This window comes from Knoellia koreensis (assembly GCF_013041615.1).
Lineage (GTDB): Bacteria > Actinomycetota > Actinomycetes > Actinomycetales > Dermatophilaceae > Pedococcus > Pedococcus koreensis.
In genome coordinates this window covers 1,030,620-1,048,002 of the sequence record NZ_JABEPQ010000002.1, presented here as the reverse complement: position 1 = coordinate 1,048,002, position 17,383 = coordinate 1,030,620, and the positions used below count along the sequence as shown (strand labels likewise).

Genomic DNA, 17,383 nt, shown 5'->3' with positions numbered 1-17,383 from the left:
CCCATGTATCGAGCAGCCCGCACATCGCGACGCCGGGACGAGGGGCGCACCGTCTCCCGGCTCCTGGCCGACTTCGGCCACGACCTGCCCGGGGCCCCAGTGGCGGAAGCGGGAGCGAAGGAGCCGCGCCTGTTCCGGCGCGCGTCGCGGCGGGGAACCCGCCGGCGCGACGCCGGCTGGGCGCCCGCGGCGGCACCGGTCTCCAACTGGCGCATGACCTCCGACCAGGCGCCGGCGCTGTGGCCGTTCATCTCCACTCCCGGGCTCCCGCCGACGGGCGCCCAGATGGGGATCGACATGCTCTCCGGGGGCGCGTTCTACGCCGACCCGCACGGCTGGGTCCTCGACGACGACGTCCCGGTCACGAACCCCAACGTCTTCAGCTTCGGCAAGCCCGGCCGCGGGAAGTCCGCGAACACCAAGGCGTTCTGCCTGCGGATGACCGACTTCGGATACCGCATCCTCGTGCTTGGGGACCCCAAGGACGAATACGAAGGGCTGTGCCGGTTCTTCGGGGTCGAGCCGTTCGCGATCGGCCACGGGCTGCCCACCCGGATCAACCCGCTGGCGTTCGGACCGTTGCTGCAAGGGTGGTCGGAGCTGGGCGCCGCGCAGGCGCAGGGTCGCGCCGCCGTCGTCTTCGGGCGGTGGCTGACCTTGGTCCGCGGCCTCGTCGGGAGCCAGCGGATCGGGGACCAGCGGGTCCCGTTCGGGCCGACTGACGAGGTGGTAGTCAAGGCGGCCCTGCAAACCCTCACCGGGTACACCGTGGGCCAGTCCCAGCTGGCCGAGACCACGATCCCGCAGCTCTGGCACCTCCTGGACAACCCCACCCCAGACCTGATCGCGTCCTGCCGCTACGCCGACGAGCGTCACTTCCTCGACGACACCAGGCTCCTGCGCGATGCGCTCGGCCAGCTCGTCGGCGGAGCCTTGGCGGGGCTGTTCGACGACCACACCACCATCGACGTCGACTGGTCCGCACCCATCCAGTCCCTGAGCCTGTCCCGCCTCGAGCCGTTGGGGGATGAGGCGATCGGCATCGCGCTGACCTGCCTCAACTCTTGGGGCCGCGGCATGCGCGAGATGGCGGCCCCGGGCGACCTGCGCGTGGTTGTGCGTGACGAATCCTGGAAGCAGCTGCGGCTCGGCCCCGAAGCGGTCAAGTCGTTCGACGCCGACCTGCGCCTGTCCCGGCGGGACGGAGATGTCCAGTTCGCCGTCGCTCACAAGCCATCCGATCTGCTGTCGGCCGGCGACGCCGGATCCCAGGCCGTGGCGATCGCCAAGGACCTCCTGCACCTGGCCGACGTCAAGATCCTGCACGGCCAAGACCTGGGCGTGGCCCGTGAGCTGGAGAACATGCTCGGCCTGGGGCCGATGGCGCGCGACCTGGTGACCGGGTGGGCGATGCAGGGCAAGGGCAGGGCCCTGTGGTGCGTGGGGGAGCAGCACTACAAGGTGCGGACCGTGCTGCACCCCGTCGAGCGGGAGCTCACCTTCACCAACCAGGCCATCGCCGGCGCGGCCTGACCGGGGCCAGCTGATGAAGAAGCTCGCGCTGGTCCTCGTCCCGGCGCTCGTGCTGATGCTGGGGCTGCCCTTGGCGGTGGCGTTGGTGGTGGTGACGATGAGCGCGCCGGCGGCCGCCGAGCAGCTGCGCACGGTCGCGTGCGGCGGCATCACACCGATCACCGGCGACTGGCGCCCACCGTTCGAGCAGGCCTACACCGTGGGGCAGCGGGGCTTTGGTCGTGAGTTCCACCCGACCTATCACGAGTGGCGGATGCACACCGGGCAGGACCTGGTGTCCCAGCCGGGCCCGGGACCGGTCGTGGCGATCGGGCCCGGCCGGGTCACCTTCGCCGGCACCCGAGCTGGGTACGGCAACGTCGTCGACGTCGAGCACGTCGACGCCGCCGGGGCGCGCGTCCTCAGCCGCTACGCCCACCTGGCCTCCCTCAGCGTCCGCGCCGGCCAGAGCGTCGCGGCCGGGCAGCAGCTCGGGGTCGAGGGATCGACCGGCGACAGCACCGGAAACCACCTCCACTTCGAGATCCGCATCGGCGGGGCACCGGTCGACCCGGTGCCCTGGATGCTCGCTCACGGCGCCCCGCTCAACGGCAACGCCGTCGCTGGCTGGACGCCGCAGCCCGGCGAGGAGGTTCAAGAGGGCGGAGTCGGCTTCCCCCTGCCGCCGCCCGGCTCACCCGGGCAGGCATCGCTGCGCAACCCGCCGCAGCCGATCCCGGCCCAGATGAAGGGCTTTTACGTCGCGGCCGCCGCGCGATACAAGATCCCGTGGACCCTGCTGGCCGGGATCGGGATGGAAGAGACCGCCCATGGCCGCCTCACCGGCGCCAGCTCCGCCGGCGCGCAGGGCGTGATGCAGTTCATGCCGGCGACCTGGGCGACGATTGGCGTCGACGGCGACGGTGACGGCCGCGCCGACATCACCAACGACGCCGACAGCGTCATGTCCGCGGCGAACTACCTCGCCAAGGCCGGGGTCACCGGCGGCCTGGCGGGAGTGCGGGCAGCCGTCTTCGCCTACAACCACGCCGACTGGTACGTCAACGACGTCCTCTTCTACGCGGCGGCCTACGGCGGCGGCACCGTCCTGGGGAGCGCCACCGAATGCGGCCCGGGAGAGGGGAATCCGAACCTTCCGCCGCTCACCAACGACCGTTTGCGGACGGTCCTCACCTGGGCCGTCGGACAGGTCGGCGACCGGTATGTCATGGGGGCCAACGGCCCAGACGCCTGGGACTGCTCCTCGTTCACGCAGACCGCGTACGCCCAGATCGGCATCACCACCCCTCGGACCGCCGGGGCCCAGCGCGACTGGCTAGCGGCCGGCAACGGCTTCCGGGTCCAGCCCCAGCAGGCCAGACCAGGCGACCTGATCTTCTACGACTCCTACCTCGGACCCAACACGATCGGGCACGTCGCGATGGTGTTCGACCCGAGCAAGCAGAGCACGGTCGAGGCGATGAGCAGCGATCGCGGGGTCACCTACGGCAGCTACGCCGGGAAGGCCAGCACCAAGAACATCTTCGAGATTTGGCGGGTCGGAAACGTCTCCGATCAGCCCACCCGATCGGCCGCCTGAGACAGGCGTCGACGAGGACCAGCCCCGGGGATGCCTGAGGCGGACGCCGTGACCACCCGAAGGGGACGTCAGGGCATTGGGGGGCAGGAAGGGAGCATCACATGCAACGAGCACGCCGAACCAACCCCTACCCGTACACCTGGGAGATCCCCGTCGCGGCGGTCGTCGCCGTCGTCCTGGTGCTAGTCCTCGGAGTCCAAGCCGGTCGGACCGTCGCCAACCTCCTCGCCGGCGGCGGTCTCACGCTGCCGTCACGGGACACGCTGTTCACCAGCGTGCCCGGCATCCTCGGCGGCGATGCGGGAGCGGGCCTCAGCCGCGGCACCGCCGGCCCGGCTGGGTCGACCGCCGTTCGGGTGTGGGTCGCGGTCGTCGAGGTCCTGGTCCTCATCCTCACGGGCTGGGTGGCGAAGGTCTGCCTCGAGCGCTGGGGGCCCGGACGGATCCACGGCATGGCCACCCGGGAGGAGGCCGAGAAGCTGCTCGGACGCAGCAGGCTGCGGAAGGTCGCCGCCGTCGTCCGGCCCGACCTGTACGCGAAGGGACGCTGAGGTGGCACTACGAGTGGGCCGTTCGAGGACGCCGTTTCGACCCGAACAGGTTGGGTGGCGTCTGGGGCGCGGCCGTGAGCCCCGCGGTGTCGAGCTGTGGGTGCCCTGGGACCGCACCGCCGGCGTCATCGGTCCGCAGGGCAGCGGCAAGACCCTCGACCTGCTGATCCCCGCCCTGCTGTGCGCCCCGGGAGCCGCCCTGGTGACCCTCACCAAGGTCGACGACCTCCTGCTCAGCTTCACCTCGAGGCAGGCACCTTGGGCCGGTGAGAACGAGCAGCGGCCGTGCGTGGTCCTCGACCCGTTCGGCCTGGCCGTCGGCCTGCCCGAGCTGGTATGGGACCCGATCGACGGCTGCGTCGACCCCATGGTCGCCGAGCGCCGGGCCAAGGCCTTCACCGCGGGAACCGTGAAGGGCGCCGTGGCCGGCGGGCACGGCGACGACGCGGCCCGCTTCTACGCCGCCGAAGCAGCCAAGGTGATCCAGGCGTACTTCCACGCCGCAGCCCTGACCGGACGCGACCTGGAGGACGTGCTCCGCTGGGTCGCCAACCCGCTCAGCGCCACCGACCCCACCGAGATCCTGCGTGAACACCCGCACGCCGCACCGTTCTGGCACGGGCTGCTGCACGGGGCCCTGCACGGCGACGACCGCACCGCGGGGAACACGATCACCACTGTCCAGCAGGCGCTGGGCCTGTTCTTTCAGGAACCGATCCGGCGACGGTGCACCCCGGGTCCCGGGCGACCAGTCACCAACATCGCGGATGTGATCCGCCGCGGCGGCACCATCTACCTGCTCGGCCGAGAAGACCCGTACGCCAGCGCCTCGCCGCTCATGACCGCCGTGGCCGAGCACGTGCTCGACACCGCCCTGGTCGCCGCCAACACCTCCCCGTGGGGCCGACAGTGCCCGCCCCTGCTGGCCTGCCTCGACGAGCTTCCCTCCACGGCGCCGCTGCCGACATTGCGCACCCGCATGGCCAACGAGCGCGCGTTGGGGATCTCCTTCATCTGGGCGGCGCAGACGCGGCCACAGCTGTCGGCGATCTTCGGTGACCAGGAGGCCCGCACGTTGCTCGGTCTCACCAACAACCTGGTCCTGTTCGGCGGCTCCAAGGACGTGGCGTTCAACCAGGAGATCTCCGACCTGCTCGGCCCGGTGCGGATCTCGCGCACCAGCTGGCAGACCGGGCAGATGGGAGGGCGGTCGACCACGGCCGAAGACATCCCCATCCTCACCGGCGCCGAGGTCCGGCAACTAAAGGAACGCCACGCCCTCGTCGTCTCGGAGAACGGCAAACCGATGATCGCCCGGCTCACCAGATGCATCGACGGCCGCGCGGGACGTGGACTCCTGGCGCAGCAGGAGCACGCCAGAACCCTAATCGGGCACAGCCGGCACGCCACGACGGTGTCGGCCGACGCCCGCCGCACCGCCGCCCTCGTCGAGGCCCGCCGGCGGGGCCTGTCCAACGACGCTCTCTGACCAGGAGACGACCATGAAGCCGATGAGCAGCCCGGACCGGCCCCCGAGCCCAATGGTGGCGCCGCTCCCGCATCCCGGCCGACAGCTTGAGCAGGCCTACCGGGAGCTCGACCTCGCCCTCAACGGGACCGAAGAACAGCGCAAGGCGCTGGGCAGCCTCAAGATGCTCCCCCGGCCATGGGACCCGGACAGCCTCACCCGGCCGCAGCTACGGCGCGAGCTCTGGGACTGGCTCGAGGCCTTCACGGTCTGGCTCAACACCGAGCACATGTGGGACGTCTCCGGCGTCGTCCCATACTGCTGGCCCCAGCACCCGCACCTGGTGCGGGAGCTCGCCGTGCTGGCCGACCAGCGTCGACGAGCAGCCCTGGCGCTGGGCAGCGACGCACTCGAGGAGTGGCACCGCTACGCCCTCCCGGCGTTCGTTGACCGGATGCGCCAGCGGGTCAAGAACCACTGCGAGGACGGACACCAGCAGTGGCCGGCCAAGGGCCGCCATTCGCGCCATCTCGCCGAGCCAACCACGGCGCAGCGCCAGCACGCCTTCGCGCAGGACACCGCCGCATACCAGCGGCCAGAGCTGAAGCACGAAGAGCAACCGGCGCCCCGGCTGCGAGTCGTCGACGGCGAGACCATCGACACCCAGACCGGCGAGGTCGTCGACGACTAGGACCGCGAGATCGGTGTATCGGCAGGCGCTCGATAGTCGGGCTACGTACGGAGCGTCCCCGAGGTCTCGATCGTCTTTCCGGTACCGAGCTGAGCCGTCATGTAGACGCCGGTGACCGGCTCTCGCAGCACCTCGCGCGAGCTGCTTGCCAGCCGGGTCGCCCTGTCCACGTCGACGTACCAGCTGGTGTTGGTCCCTGCCTCTAGCCGATAGGGCAGCCCAGGGCCGAGCCGGTCAGCCTCGGGAACGAACACCATCGTCCCGCCCCGACAGTGGACCGCCACCCACTCGACTGACACCGGCGCTCGGCCGTGATTGGTGACCCGGATGCCGACCACTTCGAGTCCGTCGATGCCCTGCCGTCTCAGCGTGTTGAGGTCAAGTGGACTCCGGTCAGCTGTGACCGGGCCGACGTATGCGCCGGCTCCTTGCCAGACCCCATGCATGAGAACGGCTTTCGGGCGACCCGCCGAGAGAAGCCACTGCGCGATCTGCCACCCGAGGGACAGGCCAGCGAGCAGCAGTGACACCGCGGAGATGAGCAGCGCCGCGGCCTCGGTGGTCATGCGGGTCAAGGTAGTGCGACCACGGCTACGTCCCCGGCAGCGACCGGTCCGGGAGAGTCGCGCTAAATTACCTGGGCGGTTCGGGGGCTGTCATCCACGTGGTGCTCGATGCCGAGAGGCCTCGGCACCAGTCGTGGATCACGTATTATCGAGGGTGATGTGATCGACTGTCGTCGTTTGCCTGTGGTGGATGCACACGCACGTGTGCGATGCTGCTCGCCGAACCATGGGATGGAACTGCCGAATGAGGGGAGTGGCGGCGTCGGCCTTGCCCCAGGTGCGGCCGACATCAGCCCCGGTCTGCGCGTAAGGGGCCTGTACCCATCGCTCGAAGTCCACCGCGAAGACCCGCACCTGCGGCCCGTAGCGGTGACCGGGCAGTTCGCCGTCGCGGACCAGTGACCGGACAACGGCCGGGCAGTTCCTGGACGTTGGCGAGCCTGAGCCACCGAGGATCCGCGCCGTCGGTAGTCACCGCCACCTCGTCACTGTCTCATGCTCGGCCGCTGGACGCAGCAACTGCGGTCTGCTGAGGACTGCTCGGGCATCGTGGCGGTGGATGTCGACACGGATTGTCGGGGGCTGGCTCGAGAACGCATCGCGGTCGCGCGAGCTGGCGGAACGCGCCGTCCTCTAGGGGGCTCAGGCGCTGCGCGGCGACGGCTTTGCCTGGCTTCGACGTCAGCGGTGAGACCTGACCCACCGCGTGCCCGTCCTCGGCCACATACAGGTTGACGCGGCCCGCGCTGGCGCGGGCCCAAGAGTAAAGACTTCTTCAAGGATTGACGGATTCGGCAAGCACGACCATTACGAAGGTCCACAGTTCTGCCGGTTGCTCTCGATCGCGGAGGGCTCGGGGGATCGTGGGGTCTTGGTCATGGTCGAGTCACAGTCGTCCAGTTTCATGTCGGGCTGGTTCACCCGGGGTCGTTTGCGCCCCTCACTGCAGGCGTCCGCAATGGCGGTGGTCGCGGCCCTGACGGTCACGTTGGTCGCGGCGGAACCTGCCTCCGCCACCACACCTGCGGCGAAGAAGCCAGCGGCGGCGAAGACGGTGACCTCGCGACCGGACCTGGTGTCGGCGCGGGTGACCGCGAAAGCGCAGGGTTCCCGGGTCGAGGTCGAGTCCCTGCGGGATGAGACGTCGACGACGTGGGTGAACCCCGACGGAACCATGACCACCCAGGCTCATGGCGGCCCGATCCGGTACCGCGACGACTCCGGCGCGTGGCGAGACGTGGACCTGACCATGGCCGAGGCTGCGGACGGCACGGTCGGCCCGAAGGGTCACCCGGGCCGGTTGTCCCTGGCGGGTGCGACCAAGGCCGCTGGTGGGGTGGCGAAGGGCACCGACGAGACCGACCTGGCTGTGGCGAAGCAGGGCAAGGGCAAGCACAAACAGGACCGGGATGTCACCCTCGGCTGGCCGGGCGGGAAGCTGGGAACCCCGGTGCTGTCCGGGACGACCGCCACGTACAAGTCGGTCAAGCCCGGGGTCGACCTGGTTGTGGATGCCCGCCGCAGCGGGTACGAGACGCACCTGATCATCAACACCCCGCAGGCTCTGGCAGCTCTGAAGGTGGACGCCAAGGGCGGGCCTGTGTCGTGGTCGATCCCGGTCAAGACCAAGGGTCTGACCGCACGCGCGGAGAAGGACGGGTCGGTGTCGTTCGTGGACGCCGACGGGCAGGTCACCTCCCACGTGGCTGCCCCGGTCGCCTGGGACGCCGTCGTGGACGAGCACAGTGGGAACCGGGTCAACGAGTCCCCGGTGACCATGACCGTCGCCCAGAAGGGCGCCGGGCGGGCGGTGCTGACCTTGACCCCGGACCAGGGCTGGCTGCTCGACCCTTCCCGGGTGTTTCCGGTCACGATCGACCCGACGTACGCCGGCGGCGGCAACGTGGGCACCAGCTTCGACACCTACGTGTCCAGTGCGTACTCGACCGCGACGTACTCGACCGCGACCGAGTTGCGGGTTGGCACGTACAACGGCGGTGGGGACAAGTACCGCTCGTTCCTGTCTTTCCCGTTGGCGTCCTTTAAGGGCAAGGACATCACCTCGGCGTCGTTGTCGCTGTACGAGTTCCACTCGTGGTCGTGCACCGCGAAGCCGTTCTACGTGCACTCCACGGCCCCGACCAGCTCCTCGACCAGCTGGTCCAACCAGCCGTCGCCCAGCCCGACCACTGCGTGGGGCTCAGCCTCGGTGGCCAAGGGCTTCTCGTCGTCCTGTGCCGCCGGCCGGGTGTCGGTGCCGATCACCAGCCTCATCGACACCTGGTCCGGGGCATCAGCGTCCACCGGTGCCATGCGGTTGTCGGCGTCGGAAACCGACAGCTACGGGTGGAAGAAGTTCTACTCGGTGGAGTCGTCCCAGGACCCGTACATCACGTTCACGTACAACCGGAAGCCCAACGCGGCGTCGGCGCCGACGATGGAGGCCGCGTACACCCCGTCGTACGTTGACCCGCGGGACAACCTGACCTACCTGTTCACCACGGACTCGACGCCGCGGTTCTACTCCAAGGCCACCGACCCGGACGGGTCCCTTGTGCGGGTCACGTTCGAGGTGCACAACTCCACCGCAGGCACGACCGCGTCCAAGGTGGCCTCGTGCGAGACCGCGGCCGGGGCGTCCGGGGCGTCCGTGGACTGCTCCCCGACGACCGCGCTGGCAAACAACACCTACTACTACGCGCGAGCCGCGGTGCGCGACGACCGCGGCCTGTGGAACGGCACCTGGTCGGCCTGGACGAAGTTCGGCACCGCCTACAACACCCCGCCCGCTGCGACCGTGTCCTGCCCGGGGTACGGCAACGGGTCCTGGACCGACACCGCCCCGACGGCGGACGTGGTGTGCAGCATCAAGGCCACCGGCATCACCAACGACTGGTCCACCCCCGGCTACGTCGACCTGGTCGTCGACGGTGTGGCCAAGCCGCGCCTGAAGGTCACCCCCACCAACGACCCGGCGGTGGTGGCGACCACGGTCACGATCCCCAAGACCGCCGCCGGTGCGCACACGATCAAGGCCACCGCGGTCGCCCGCACCCTCAAGCCGGCACCGGCGACGACGTACTCGTTCGGGTGGGGTGGCGCGTCCCTGACCCTGCCGACGGCGGGCACCGCCTCCTCGGGCAAGGTCGCGATCGCCGCGGGCGGCCCGCCCCGGGGGACGGCCGCGAGCGTGTCCGGCAAGATCCAGTGGCGGGTCGCCGGGTCCGGGAGCGAGGCGACCGGGTGGACCGACGGCCCGGCCCTGACGGTGACTAACAACGCCGGCAGCCCCACCCTGGCGTCCACCGACCCGGTCAAGGTGAGCGGCTCCTTCGCCCTGGCCTCGGCGGTGCGTGAGGCCGGCGCGGCGGCGGACCTGAACTCGCGGGTTCCGGTGCTGCTGGACGTGCAGGTGTGCTTCAGCTACGCCGGGGTGTCTACCCCGCAGTGCACCTGGTCCCAGACCGCCCGCTCGGTGACGCGGGTTCCGCACGCCTTCGGTAACGGCTACCCGACCTCGGACGCCGGCCCGGGTCAGGTGGCGTTGTTCACCGGTGAGTTCAACACCTCGGCCACGGACGTGTCGGTGCCGGGGTATTCCGGTGACCTTGCGCTGTCGCGGTCGCACACCAGCTTCGACGGCGACGGAACTGTCGCCGGCTGGCCCACTGACCCGGTGACCGGGGTATTCGGGCCCGGCTGGACCGCGTCCCTCGAGGGCCCCGACGCGGGGGCGGCCGGGTTGCAGGTGATCGACAACACCCGCACCGACGGCACGATCGTCCTGGTGGATGAGGAGGGCGAGCCGCTGGTCTACCAGACGCCGAGCAAGAACCGCGCCTACAAGGTCACCCAGACCGGGAGCGCGAAGTGGCCGTACCTGCCCGCGACCACCGACACCACTGCCGCCGCGGCGGACCTGGTCATCACCAACACCACCGCGGCACCCGGCGCAACCATGACGATGACGCTGACGGAGGAGGACGGCACCGTCACCACCTGGGCGCCCGTGGCCTACTCGGCGACCGCGGACTGAAGCGTTCGGGGATTCGTGCCGCATGGTTTCCGATCAGGAAGGATGCATGGCATGCCGAAGAAGTACGACGCCGCAACGAAGGAGCGGGCGGTCCGGATGGTCCAGGAGCAGCTGCCGGAGTTTGGGGGGTCGCTGACGAAGACGTGTGCGGCGGTGGGTGCCCGATTGGGGTTATCGAAGGACACGGTGCGTGGGTGGTGCCGGCGTGAGCCGGACGCCACGGCTGCGGGTGGGGCGTTGAGCGCCGCCGAGCGGGAGGAGATCAAGGCGCTGAAGGCGAAGGTGCGCCGGCTGGAGGAGGACAACTCGATCCTGCAGGCGGCGGCGACTTTCTTTGCGGGGGCGCTCGACCCCCGCAGCCGATGATCATGGACTTCATTCGTGCCCAGCAGGAGCAGGGGCGAGCGGTCGAGTCGACCTGCCGGGTCCTTCGTGGGCTGGGCGTGCAGGTCGCCGCGCGCACCTATCGGGCCTGGGCGGGGCGCCGCACGGTCAGTTCGCGGGCGTTGGGGTTGGCGTACCTGATGAACGCGGTGTTCACCTTGGCCTACGTGTGGGACCCGGCCACGGCCGGGTTCCGGCTGCGCCCGGAGGGCTTGTACGGGCGCAGGAAGATGACCGCACTGTTGGCCCGGACCGGGCAACGGGCCTCCTACGAGCGGGTCCACACTGCGATGGCGGCGTTGGGCCACAACGGCATCCGTCGGGCACGCAGGCATCGCACCACGGTTCCAGGCAAGGACGGCACCCGTGCTGGTGATCTGCTGAACCGGGACTTCACCGCGCCGGCGCCGAACCTGGTCTGGGTTACCGATTTCACCTATTGCCGCACCTGGGCCGGGTTTGTGTACGTCGCGTTCGTCGTCGACGTGTTCGCGCAGCGGATCGTGGCCTGGCACGCGCAAACGAACAAGGCGACCGACTTGGTGATGACCCCGTTGCGGATGGCGCTGTGGCTGCGCGACCACGAGGGCCACCCGGTCCAACGTGGCGAACTTGTCCATCATTCGGACGCCGGGTCTCAAGGCGGATTCAACCGGTCGTCGCAACACCTCAACATGGAGGTGTTGAGTGGTTCGTCGACAGCAGGCAGCAGATCGGGCGATCCGTGCGAAGTTGAGGTCGCCTGGCCATCCGAAGTTCCAGCGCCGTGTCGAAGCGGCGTTCTGGGAGCAGATCGCCACGGGCCTGTTGCCCGAGGAAGCCGCGCTTGTGGTGGGGGTGTCGCAGCCGGTCGGGGCGCGCTGGTTCCACAACGCTGGCGGCATGCCACCGTTCGACCTGAAGTTCAAACCCACGGGCCGGTACCTATCGTTCGCTGAGCGTGAGGAGATCGCGCTCCTCAAAGCTCAGGAGAAGGGCGTGCGCGAGATCGCTCGCACGATCGGCCGCGACCCCGGGACGGTCTCACGCGAGCTGCGCCGCAACGCCGCTACTCGCTACGGGAGTAGCGGGTACCGGGCCTCGGTGGCTCAGTGGAAGGCCGACATGGCTGCGCGGCGGCCGAAGACCGCGAAGTTGGTCGCGAACCCGCGCTTGCACGACTACGTCCAGGAGCGGTTGGCCGGTCAAATCAGCGGGCCCGACGGCACCGTTGTCGCCGGACCTCAGGCGCCGAGGTTCACAGGCCGGAACAAGCCTCACCGCAAGGACCGGCCTTGGTCGTTGGCCTGGAGTCCGGAGCAGATCGCGAACCGGATCAAGATCGACTTCCCCGATGATGAGTCCATGAGGATCAGCCACGAGGCGATCTACCAGTCGCTGTACATCGAGGGCCGTGGAGCGCTCAAGCGCGAGCTGGTCTGGTGCCTGCGCACCGGACGCGCGCTACGCGCGCCGCGTGAGCGTTCACGACGCAAGACCTGGGCACACGTCACCCCGCAGACACTGATCAGCGAACGCCCCGCCGAGGTCGATGATCGTGCCGTTCCAGGGCACTGGGAAGGAGATCTCCTGATCGGTTTGGAACGCTCAGCGATCGGCACGCTCGTCGAACGCACCACCCGCTTCACGATGTTGGTGCACCTGCCCCGCGAGGAGGGCTACCGGCACAAGGAGACGCCCAAGAACGGGCCCGCGCTGGCGGGCTATGGCGCCATCACGATGAAGAACGCCCTCGCCAACACAATGTGCAGCCTGCCGACGCAGCTGGCGCGGTCGCTGACCTGGGACCGCGGCAAGGAGATGTCCGCCCACGCCCAGTTCACCGTCGAGACCGACATCCCGGTCTTCTTCGCCGACCCACAATCACCATGGCAACGCGGCACGAACGAGAACACCAACGGCTTGGCCCGCCAGTACTTTCCCAAGGGAACCGACCTGTCCCGGTGGTCAGCCCAGGACATCGAGGCCGTCGCACACGCCCTCAACGCGCGCCCGAGGAAGACCCTCGGCTGGAAGACTCCCGCCGAGGCGTTCAATGAGCATCTACTGTTGCTCCAACAAGCCGGTGTTGCATCCACCGGTTGAACCCGGTCAATACACGTCGGTGCGGCTGACCGAGCACTTGGCGGTCGAGGACATCACCCCCTCGATCGGCACCGTGGGCGACGCCTACGACAACGCCCTGATGGAGTCGATCATCGGCCTGTACAAGACCGAGTGCATCGGCACCACCGTGTTCCACGACGGGCCCTACAAGACCCTCGCCGACATCGAGTTCGCGACAGCCGGCTGGGTCGAGTGGTACAACACCACCAGACTTCATTCCAGCATTGGAATGGATCCACCCGCCGAGCTCGAAAGGACTCACTACGCTGCGCTCAACCTCGAGCCGCAGCCCATCTGAGGGCGGCACGATTTCCCGAACGCTTCAGACACCGACTGGGTCCCGGTCAGCGTGAACGAACCGGGCCAGGTCGGGTCCACCACGTACGGGCATGACGCCACCGGCCGTGTCACCCGGATCGTGGCCGCGGTCCCGCCCAACGGTGCCACCCCGCCCGCGGCCGCAGTGACGTGCCCCGCCTCCGGCGCCCTGGTCAAGGGCTGCCGCGGCCTCGACATCACCTACGCCGCCACCACGACCGCGACGTCGACCACGCCGGGTGACTACACCGGCAGGGTAAAGAACGTGACCGCGACCCTGTGGGACCCCGCCACCAGCGCCATGAGCACGACCCCGGTGGCCACGTATAAGTACGACACCTCCGGGCGCCTGGTGAACGTGACCGACCCCCGCGCGGCCATGGGCACCGACTACACGTGGGACGGATCCTCGACCCGCCTCGCCAGCGTCAAGAGTTCCGGTCTGGCCGCGTACCGGTTGGCCTACGACACCACCCCGGCCACCCCGCGGGTCGCGACCGTGACCCGGGACAACCCGGCCGGCTCCGGCTCCGCCGTCACCCTGGCCAGGTTCAACTACTCCGTGCCCCTGTCCGGGACCGGGCTGCCCGACCTGACCTCCGACGCCGCCACCGACCAGGTGCGGCTGTGGGACCAGGACAGCAACCCCGTCACCGGCTACGCAGTGTTCGGCGCCGACTACACCGGCCCCACGAGCGGCACCGGGGTCGACTGGACCCGCGCTGACCTGCAGTACGCGGACGACCAGGGCTACACCGTCAACACCGCCTCCTACGGTGCCGGGGCGTGGCAGGTCACCGCCACCGACTACGACACCAAGGGAAACACGATCCGCGAGCTCGACGCCGGAGCCACGAAGGCTGTCCGCGACGCGAACGCCGCTGGCGACCCCCTCGACGCCGGTGGGGTGGACGCCCTGTCCACCCAGACGATCTACAACGCCGACATCAAGGACTCCACCGGCAAGGTCGTCACCGAAGCGGGCACCCTGGTCACCGACACCTACGGTCCTGCCCGGAACGCCTCGGTCAAGGCTGACCTCAACGGCGACGGGGTCGTCGGTGGCCCCGGCGACGTCGGCCCAGTTCGCCCGCACGTGAAGACCACCTACGACCAGAACGCACCGGCCACCAAGGTCGTGGGCGGAGTCTCCCTCAACCCGGCCAACGACGAACCCTGGCGCCTGCCCACCACCATCACCACCGGTGTCGCATCCTCCGACGCCACCCCCGGCGAAGCCGACCTCGAGACCAGCTACACCACCGTCAACAGCTACGCCAAGCTCAACAGCGCCGACGCCACCGAGGGCGACCCCTGGGTTCTTGGCGCGCCGACCAAGGTCACCACCGGCGGCATCACCACCACGACCCGATACGACACCGAAGGCCGTACCACCGAGACCCGACAACCGTTGTCCAACGGGTCGGACGCGGGCACGGCGAAGACGATCTACTACACCGCCTACGCCAACGGCTCCTCCGATCCGAACACCGCCGCGTGCGGGAACAAGGTCGAATGGGCCGGGCTGGTCTGCCGAACCCTGGCTGCAGCCGCCCCGACCGCCGGGGCCGGTGGCGCGACCACGGTGCCGGACTCGCGTACGACCGCGTTCAACGCCTGGCTGCAACCCCTGACAGAGGTGGAGACCTCCGGGTCCGTGGTCCGCACCACGACCACCAGGTACGACTCGGCCGGTCGCACCACCGCCACCTGGACCGACGTGACCGGCCTGAGCGGCTCCACGGCCCGCCCGGGCACCTACACCCACTACCGGGCCACTGACGGCCTGGTTGACTACAGCGGCAACCTCAATGCCGGCAAGACGGACGCCGACGCCTCGGCCCGCACCACTACCACGTTCGACGCGTGGGGCCGGGCCCTGACGGTCGTCAACGACCTCGGTGAGACCAGGACTACCAGCTATGTCGCTCCGGGCACCCCGGGCGCGGGCAGCGTTGCGAGCGTCACCGACGCCAAGGGCACCACCAGCTACAGCTACGACGGCACCGACGCCGCCGGGAAGGCCGAGGCCCGCGGACTGGTCACCACCCAAACCGTCACCCGCCCCGGCTCGGGTGGGGCGCTGACGTTCAAGGCGGCCTACGACGCCGAAGGCAAGATGACCGTCCAGAAGCTGCCCGGCCAGGTCACTCAGACCACCGGGTACGACGAGGCCGGCGAACCCGTCGACCTGACCTACTCCGGCACCGTGCAACCGGTCAAGCTGCGCACCGAGCTCGACCCCGACACCGGTGAGCAGGTCCCCGTCACCGACGCCGACGGCAACCCCGTCTACGACCCCGACGGGGCAGCCCTGGCCGACCAGCCCTGGCTGGCGTGGTCGGTGACCAACGACGCCCAAGGGCGGGTCACCAACGAGCTCACCGGCCCCTCCGCCGGCTTCGACGGCAACCCGGGCGTCAGCGACCCGGCCGACATCACCGGGTACGACACCGGCAGGGCCATCGGGTACGACCGCTCCTACGGCTACGACGCGGCCGGGCGCCTGGTCAGCGTGGCGGACCACACTGCGGCCGAGCACGGCGCCGACCTGGCGGCGTCCCCGTGCCTGGTCCGTACCTACGCCTTCGACGCCAACGGGCGCCGCACCAGCCTCGGCACAGCCACCCATGCCGACGGGATCTGTGACGGCACTACGAACGTCACCACCAGCTCATCGTTCAACTACTACGACACCGCCGACCGCCCCACCCAGGGCCAAGGCGGAACCGGCCAGTACATCTACGACGCCCTCGGCCGCCAAACCACCATGCCCGCCGTCGACAGCCCGGCACGATCCGCCGCCCCTGCTGACAGCACGATCGGTGACATCAGCCTCGGGTACTTCGACGACGACCTACCCCGATCGGTCACCCAGACCGTCGCCGGGACGAGCACCTCGACCGTGTTCACCCTCGACTCCAGCGGTCGCCGCTCCACCGCCACCACCACAGTGACCGACGGCACGACCACGACGACGTCCAGCCTGGTGCGGCACTACTCCGACGGCTCGGACAACCCCGCCTGGACAGTCGCCACCGACGCGCTTGGACAAGCGATTACGACCAGGTACGCCGAGTCCATCGGTGGCGACCTCGGTGCCAGCATCGGCGAAGACGGATCTGCCAGCCTCAATGTGGCGAACCTGCACGGCGACATCGTCACCACCATCCCCATCGCCGCCACCGCCGCCTCCGGCGACGCGGCCAACGGCATCGACGGCTGGTCCGACTACACCGAATACGGCACACCCCGCGCAGGATCGTCGACGGCAGTCACTGGTGGCGCGGTCGGGTACGGGTGGCTCGGGGCGAAGCAGCGCTCCACCACGGATGAGACCGCCGGTCTCACCCTCATGGGGGACCGGCTCTACAACGCCACCACCGGCCGCTTCACCAGCCTCGACCCCGAACCCGGCGGCAACACCACCGCATACAACTACCCCAACGACCCCATCAACATGTACGACCTCGACGGTCACTGGGGCTGGCTGAAGAAGGCTGCCAAGCTTGCGTGGAAGTACAAGTGGGACATCGCGCTCACCGCTGTGAGCTTTGCCGTACCAGCGGCGGGGGGCGCTATCTGGGCCTACCGGGCATACCGGATCGTGCGCGCTGCTCGAGCCGCGCGCGGAATGGCTGGAGGCATCCGGGCCACTCGGGCAACGTCTTGGCTTGCTGGTCGCATGTGGGTCGGCCGTGGGTCACGGGCCATGTCCAACGGCGCTGGTCGCATCAGCCGTGATGGCACGCGCCAATGGCGTCGTATGACATACAAGCACAAGAGTCGGCGGACCCAGGCCAACTACGAGTCTCGAAGTGGCAGCAAGGGCCGCTGGACGAACAACTACCATGTGGACCGCTCGCCCTATCGTGGAAGGCACAGGCCCCTCCGGTGACTCCCATCGCCCGACGCGAATATCGATCGGTTGCCGTACATGGCCCTTGGGCCGGAGCCGACGTCTATGTCTACCCAGATGCCACTCCGCCGGCGTGGCACGTCGAGATCATTGGCCACAGGCTCGATTCAGGTGAGCCCTTCAGTTGGGACCAATTTGCAGACAACGATGAGGACCTGACAACGGTGTTGGAGGATCTCGGCATCGCGGACGCGATCACCTGAGTTGCGCAAATTCGAGTGGGGCAGGACGC

The 17,383-nt window shown here is 69.3% G+C and carries 11 protein-coding genes and 2 pseudogenes; 12 read left to right on the top strand and 1 reads right to left on the bottom strand.

Translation table 11 applies throughout. The features are described from left to right. Window positions 1–3: 3 nt before the first annotated feature. The 5 genes from HJG52_RS13255 to HJG52_RS13235 all read left to right on the top strand — a co-directional run bounded on the left by HJG52_RS13255 (window position 4) and on the right by HJG52_RS13235 (window position 5,822). The gene (locus HJG52_RS13255) at window positions 4–1,533 is read left to right on the top strand and encodes an ATP-binding protein (RefSeq protein ID WP_171244003.1); all 1,530 of its coding nucleotides are present in this window, start codon (window positions 4–6) and stop codon (window positions 1,531–1,533) included. Between the two features lie 13 nt (window positions 1,534–1,546). Further along, on the top strand, window positions 1,547–3,112 hold the full coding sequence (locus HJG52_RS13250) for a peptidoglycan DD-metalloendopeptidase family protein (RefSeq protein WP_171244002.1): 1,566 nt from the start codon (window positions 1,547–1,549) through the stop codon (window positions 3,110–3,112). A 101-nt stretch (window positions 3,113–3,213) separates the two neighbouring features. Beyond that, a complete protein-coding gene (locus HJG52_RS13245; protein WP_171244001.1) occupies window positions 3,214–3,663 on the top strand; it encodes a hypothetical protein in 450 nt (149 codons plus the stop codon). A 100-nt stretch (window positions 3,664–3,763) separates the two neighbouring features. Continuing rightward, complete coding sequence (locus tag HJG52_RS13240) at window positions 3,764–5,152, top strand: type IV secretory system conjugative DNA transfer family protein (protein ID WP_346767731.1); 1,389 nt, start codon at window positions 3,764–3,766, stop codon at window positions 5,150–5,152. A 13-nt stretch (window positions 5,153–5,165) separates the two neighbouring features. Continuing rightward, on the top strand, window positions 5,166–5,822 hold the full coding sequence (locus tag HJG52_RS13235; protein WP_171244000.1) for a hypothetical protein: 657 nt from the start codon (window positions 5,166–5,168) through the stop codon (window positions 5,820–5,822). Window positions 5,823–5,863: 41 nt separating this feature from the next. On the opposite strand, the gene HJG52_RS13230 is transcribed toward HJG52_RS13235, so the two are convergent. Continuing rightward, the gene (locus HJG52_RS13230; protein ID WP_171243999.1) at window positions 5,864–6,388 is read right to left on the bottom strand and encodes a phosphoribosylamine--glycine ligase; all 525 of its coding nucleotides are present in this window, start codon (window positions 6,386–6,388) and stop codon (window positions 5,864–5,866) included. Window positions 6,389–7,346: 958 nt separating this feature from the next. On the opposite strand from HJG52_RS13230, the gene HJG52_RS13225 reads away from it, so the two are divergent. The 7 genes and pseudogenes from HJG52_RS13225 (at window position 7,347) to HJG52_RS13200 (ending at window position 17,354) form a co-directional block, all read left to right on the top strand. After that, window positions 7,347–10,424, top strand: coding sequence for a DNRLRE domain-containing protein (locus HJG52_RS13225; protein WP_171243998.1), 3,078 nt, complete (start codon window positions 7,347–7,349; stop codon window positions 10,422–10,424). A gap of 51 nt (window positions 10,425–10,475) precedes the next feature. Then, window positions 10,476–10,790, top strand: a complete 315-nt coding sequence (locus HJG52_RS13220; RefSeq protein ID WP_171243997.1) for a hypothetical protein — start codon at window positions 10,476–10,478, stop codon at window positions 10,788–10,790. After that, window positions 10,787–11,440, top strand: a pseudogene (locus HJG52_RS20875) (DDE-type integrase/transposase/recombinase); the annotation flags it as partial. The gene HJG52_RS13220 and the pseudogene HJG52_RS20875, both read left to right, overlap by 4 nt. Window positions 11,441–11,495: 55 nt before the next feature. After that, window positions 11,496–12,893 (top strand): IS30 family transposase, encoded by a 1,398-nt coding sequence (locus HJG52_RS13215; protein WP_171243996.1) that lies wholly within the window; start codon window positions 11,496–11,498, stop codon window positions 12,891–12,893. Window position 12,894: 1 nt separating this feature from the next. Further along, a pseudogene (locus HJG52_RS13210) lies at window positions 12,895–13,212 on the top strand (transposase); the annotation flags it as partial. A gap of 51 nt (window positions 13,213–13,263) precedes the next feature. Further along, window positions 13,264–17,130, top strand: a complete 3,867-nt coding sequence (locus tag HJG52_RS21690) for an RHS repeat-associated core domain-containing protein (protein ID WP_171243995.1) — start codon at window positions 13,264–13,266, stop codon at window positions 17,128–17,130. Beyond that, window positions 17,127–17,354 (top strand): hypothetical protein, encoded by a 228-nt coding sequence (locus tag HJG52_RS13200; protein ID WP_171243994.1) that lies wholly within the window; start codon window positions 17,127–17,129, stop codon window positions 17,352–17,354. Before HJG52_RS21690 ends, HJG52_RS13200 begins: the two co-directional genes overlap by 4 nt. Window positions 17,355–17,383: the final 29 nt, after the last annotated feature.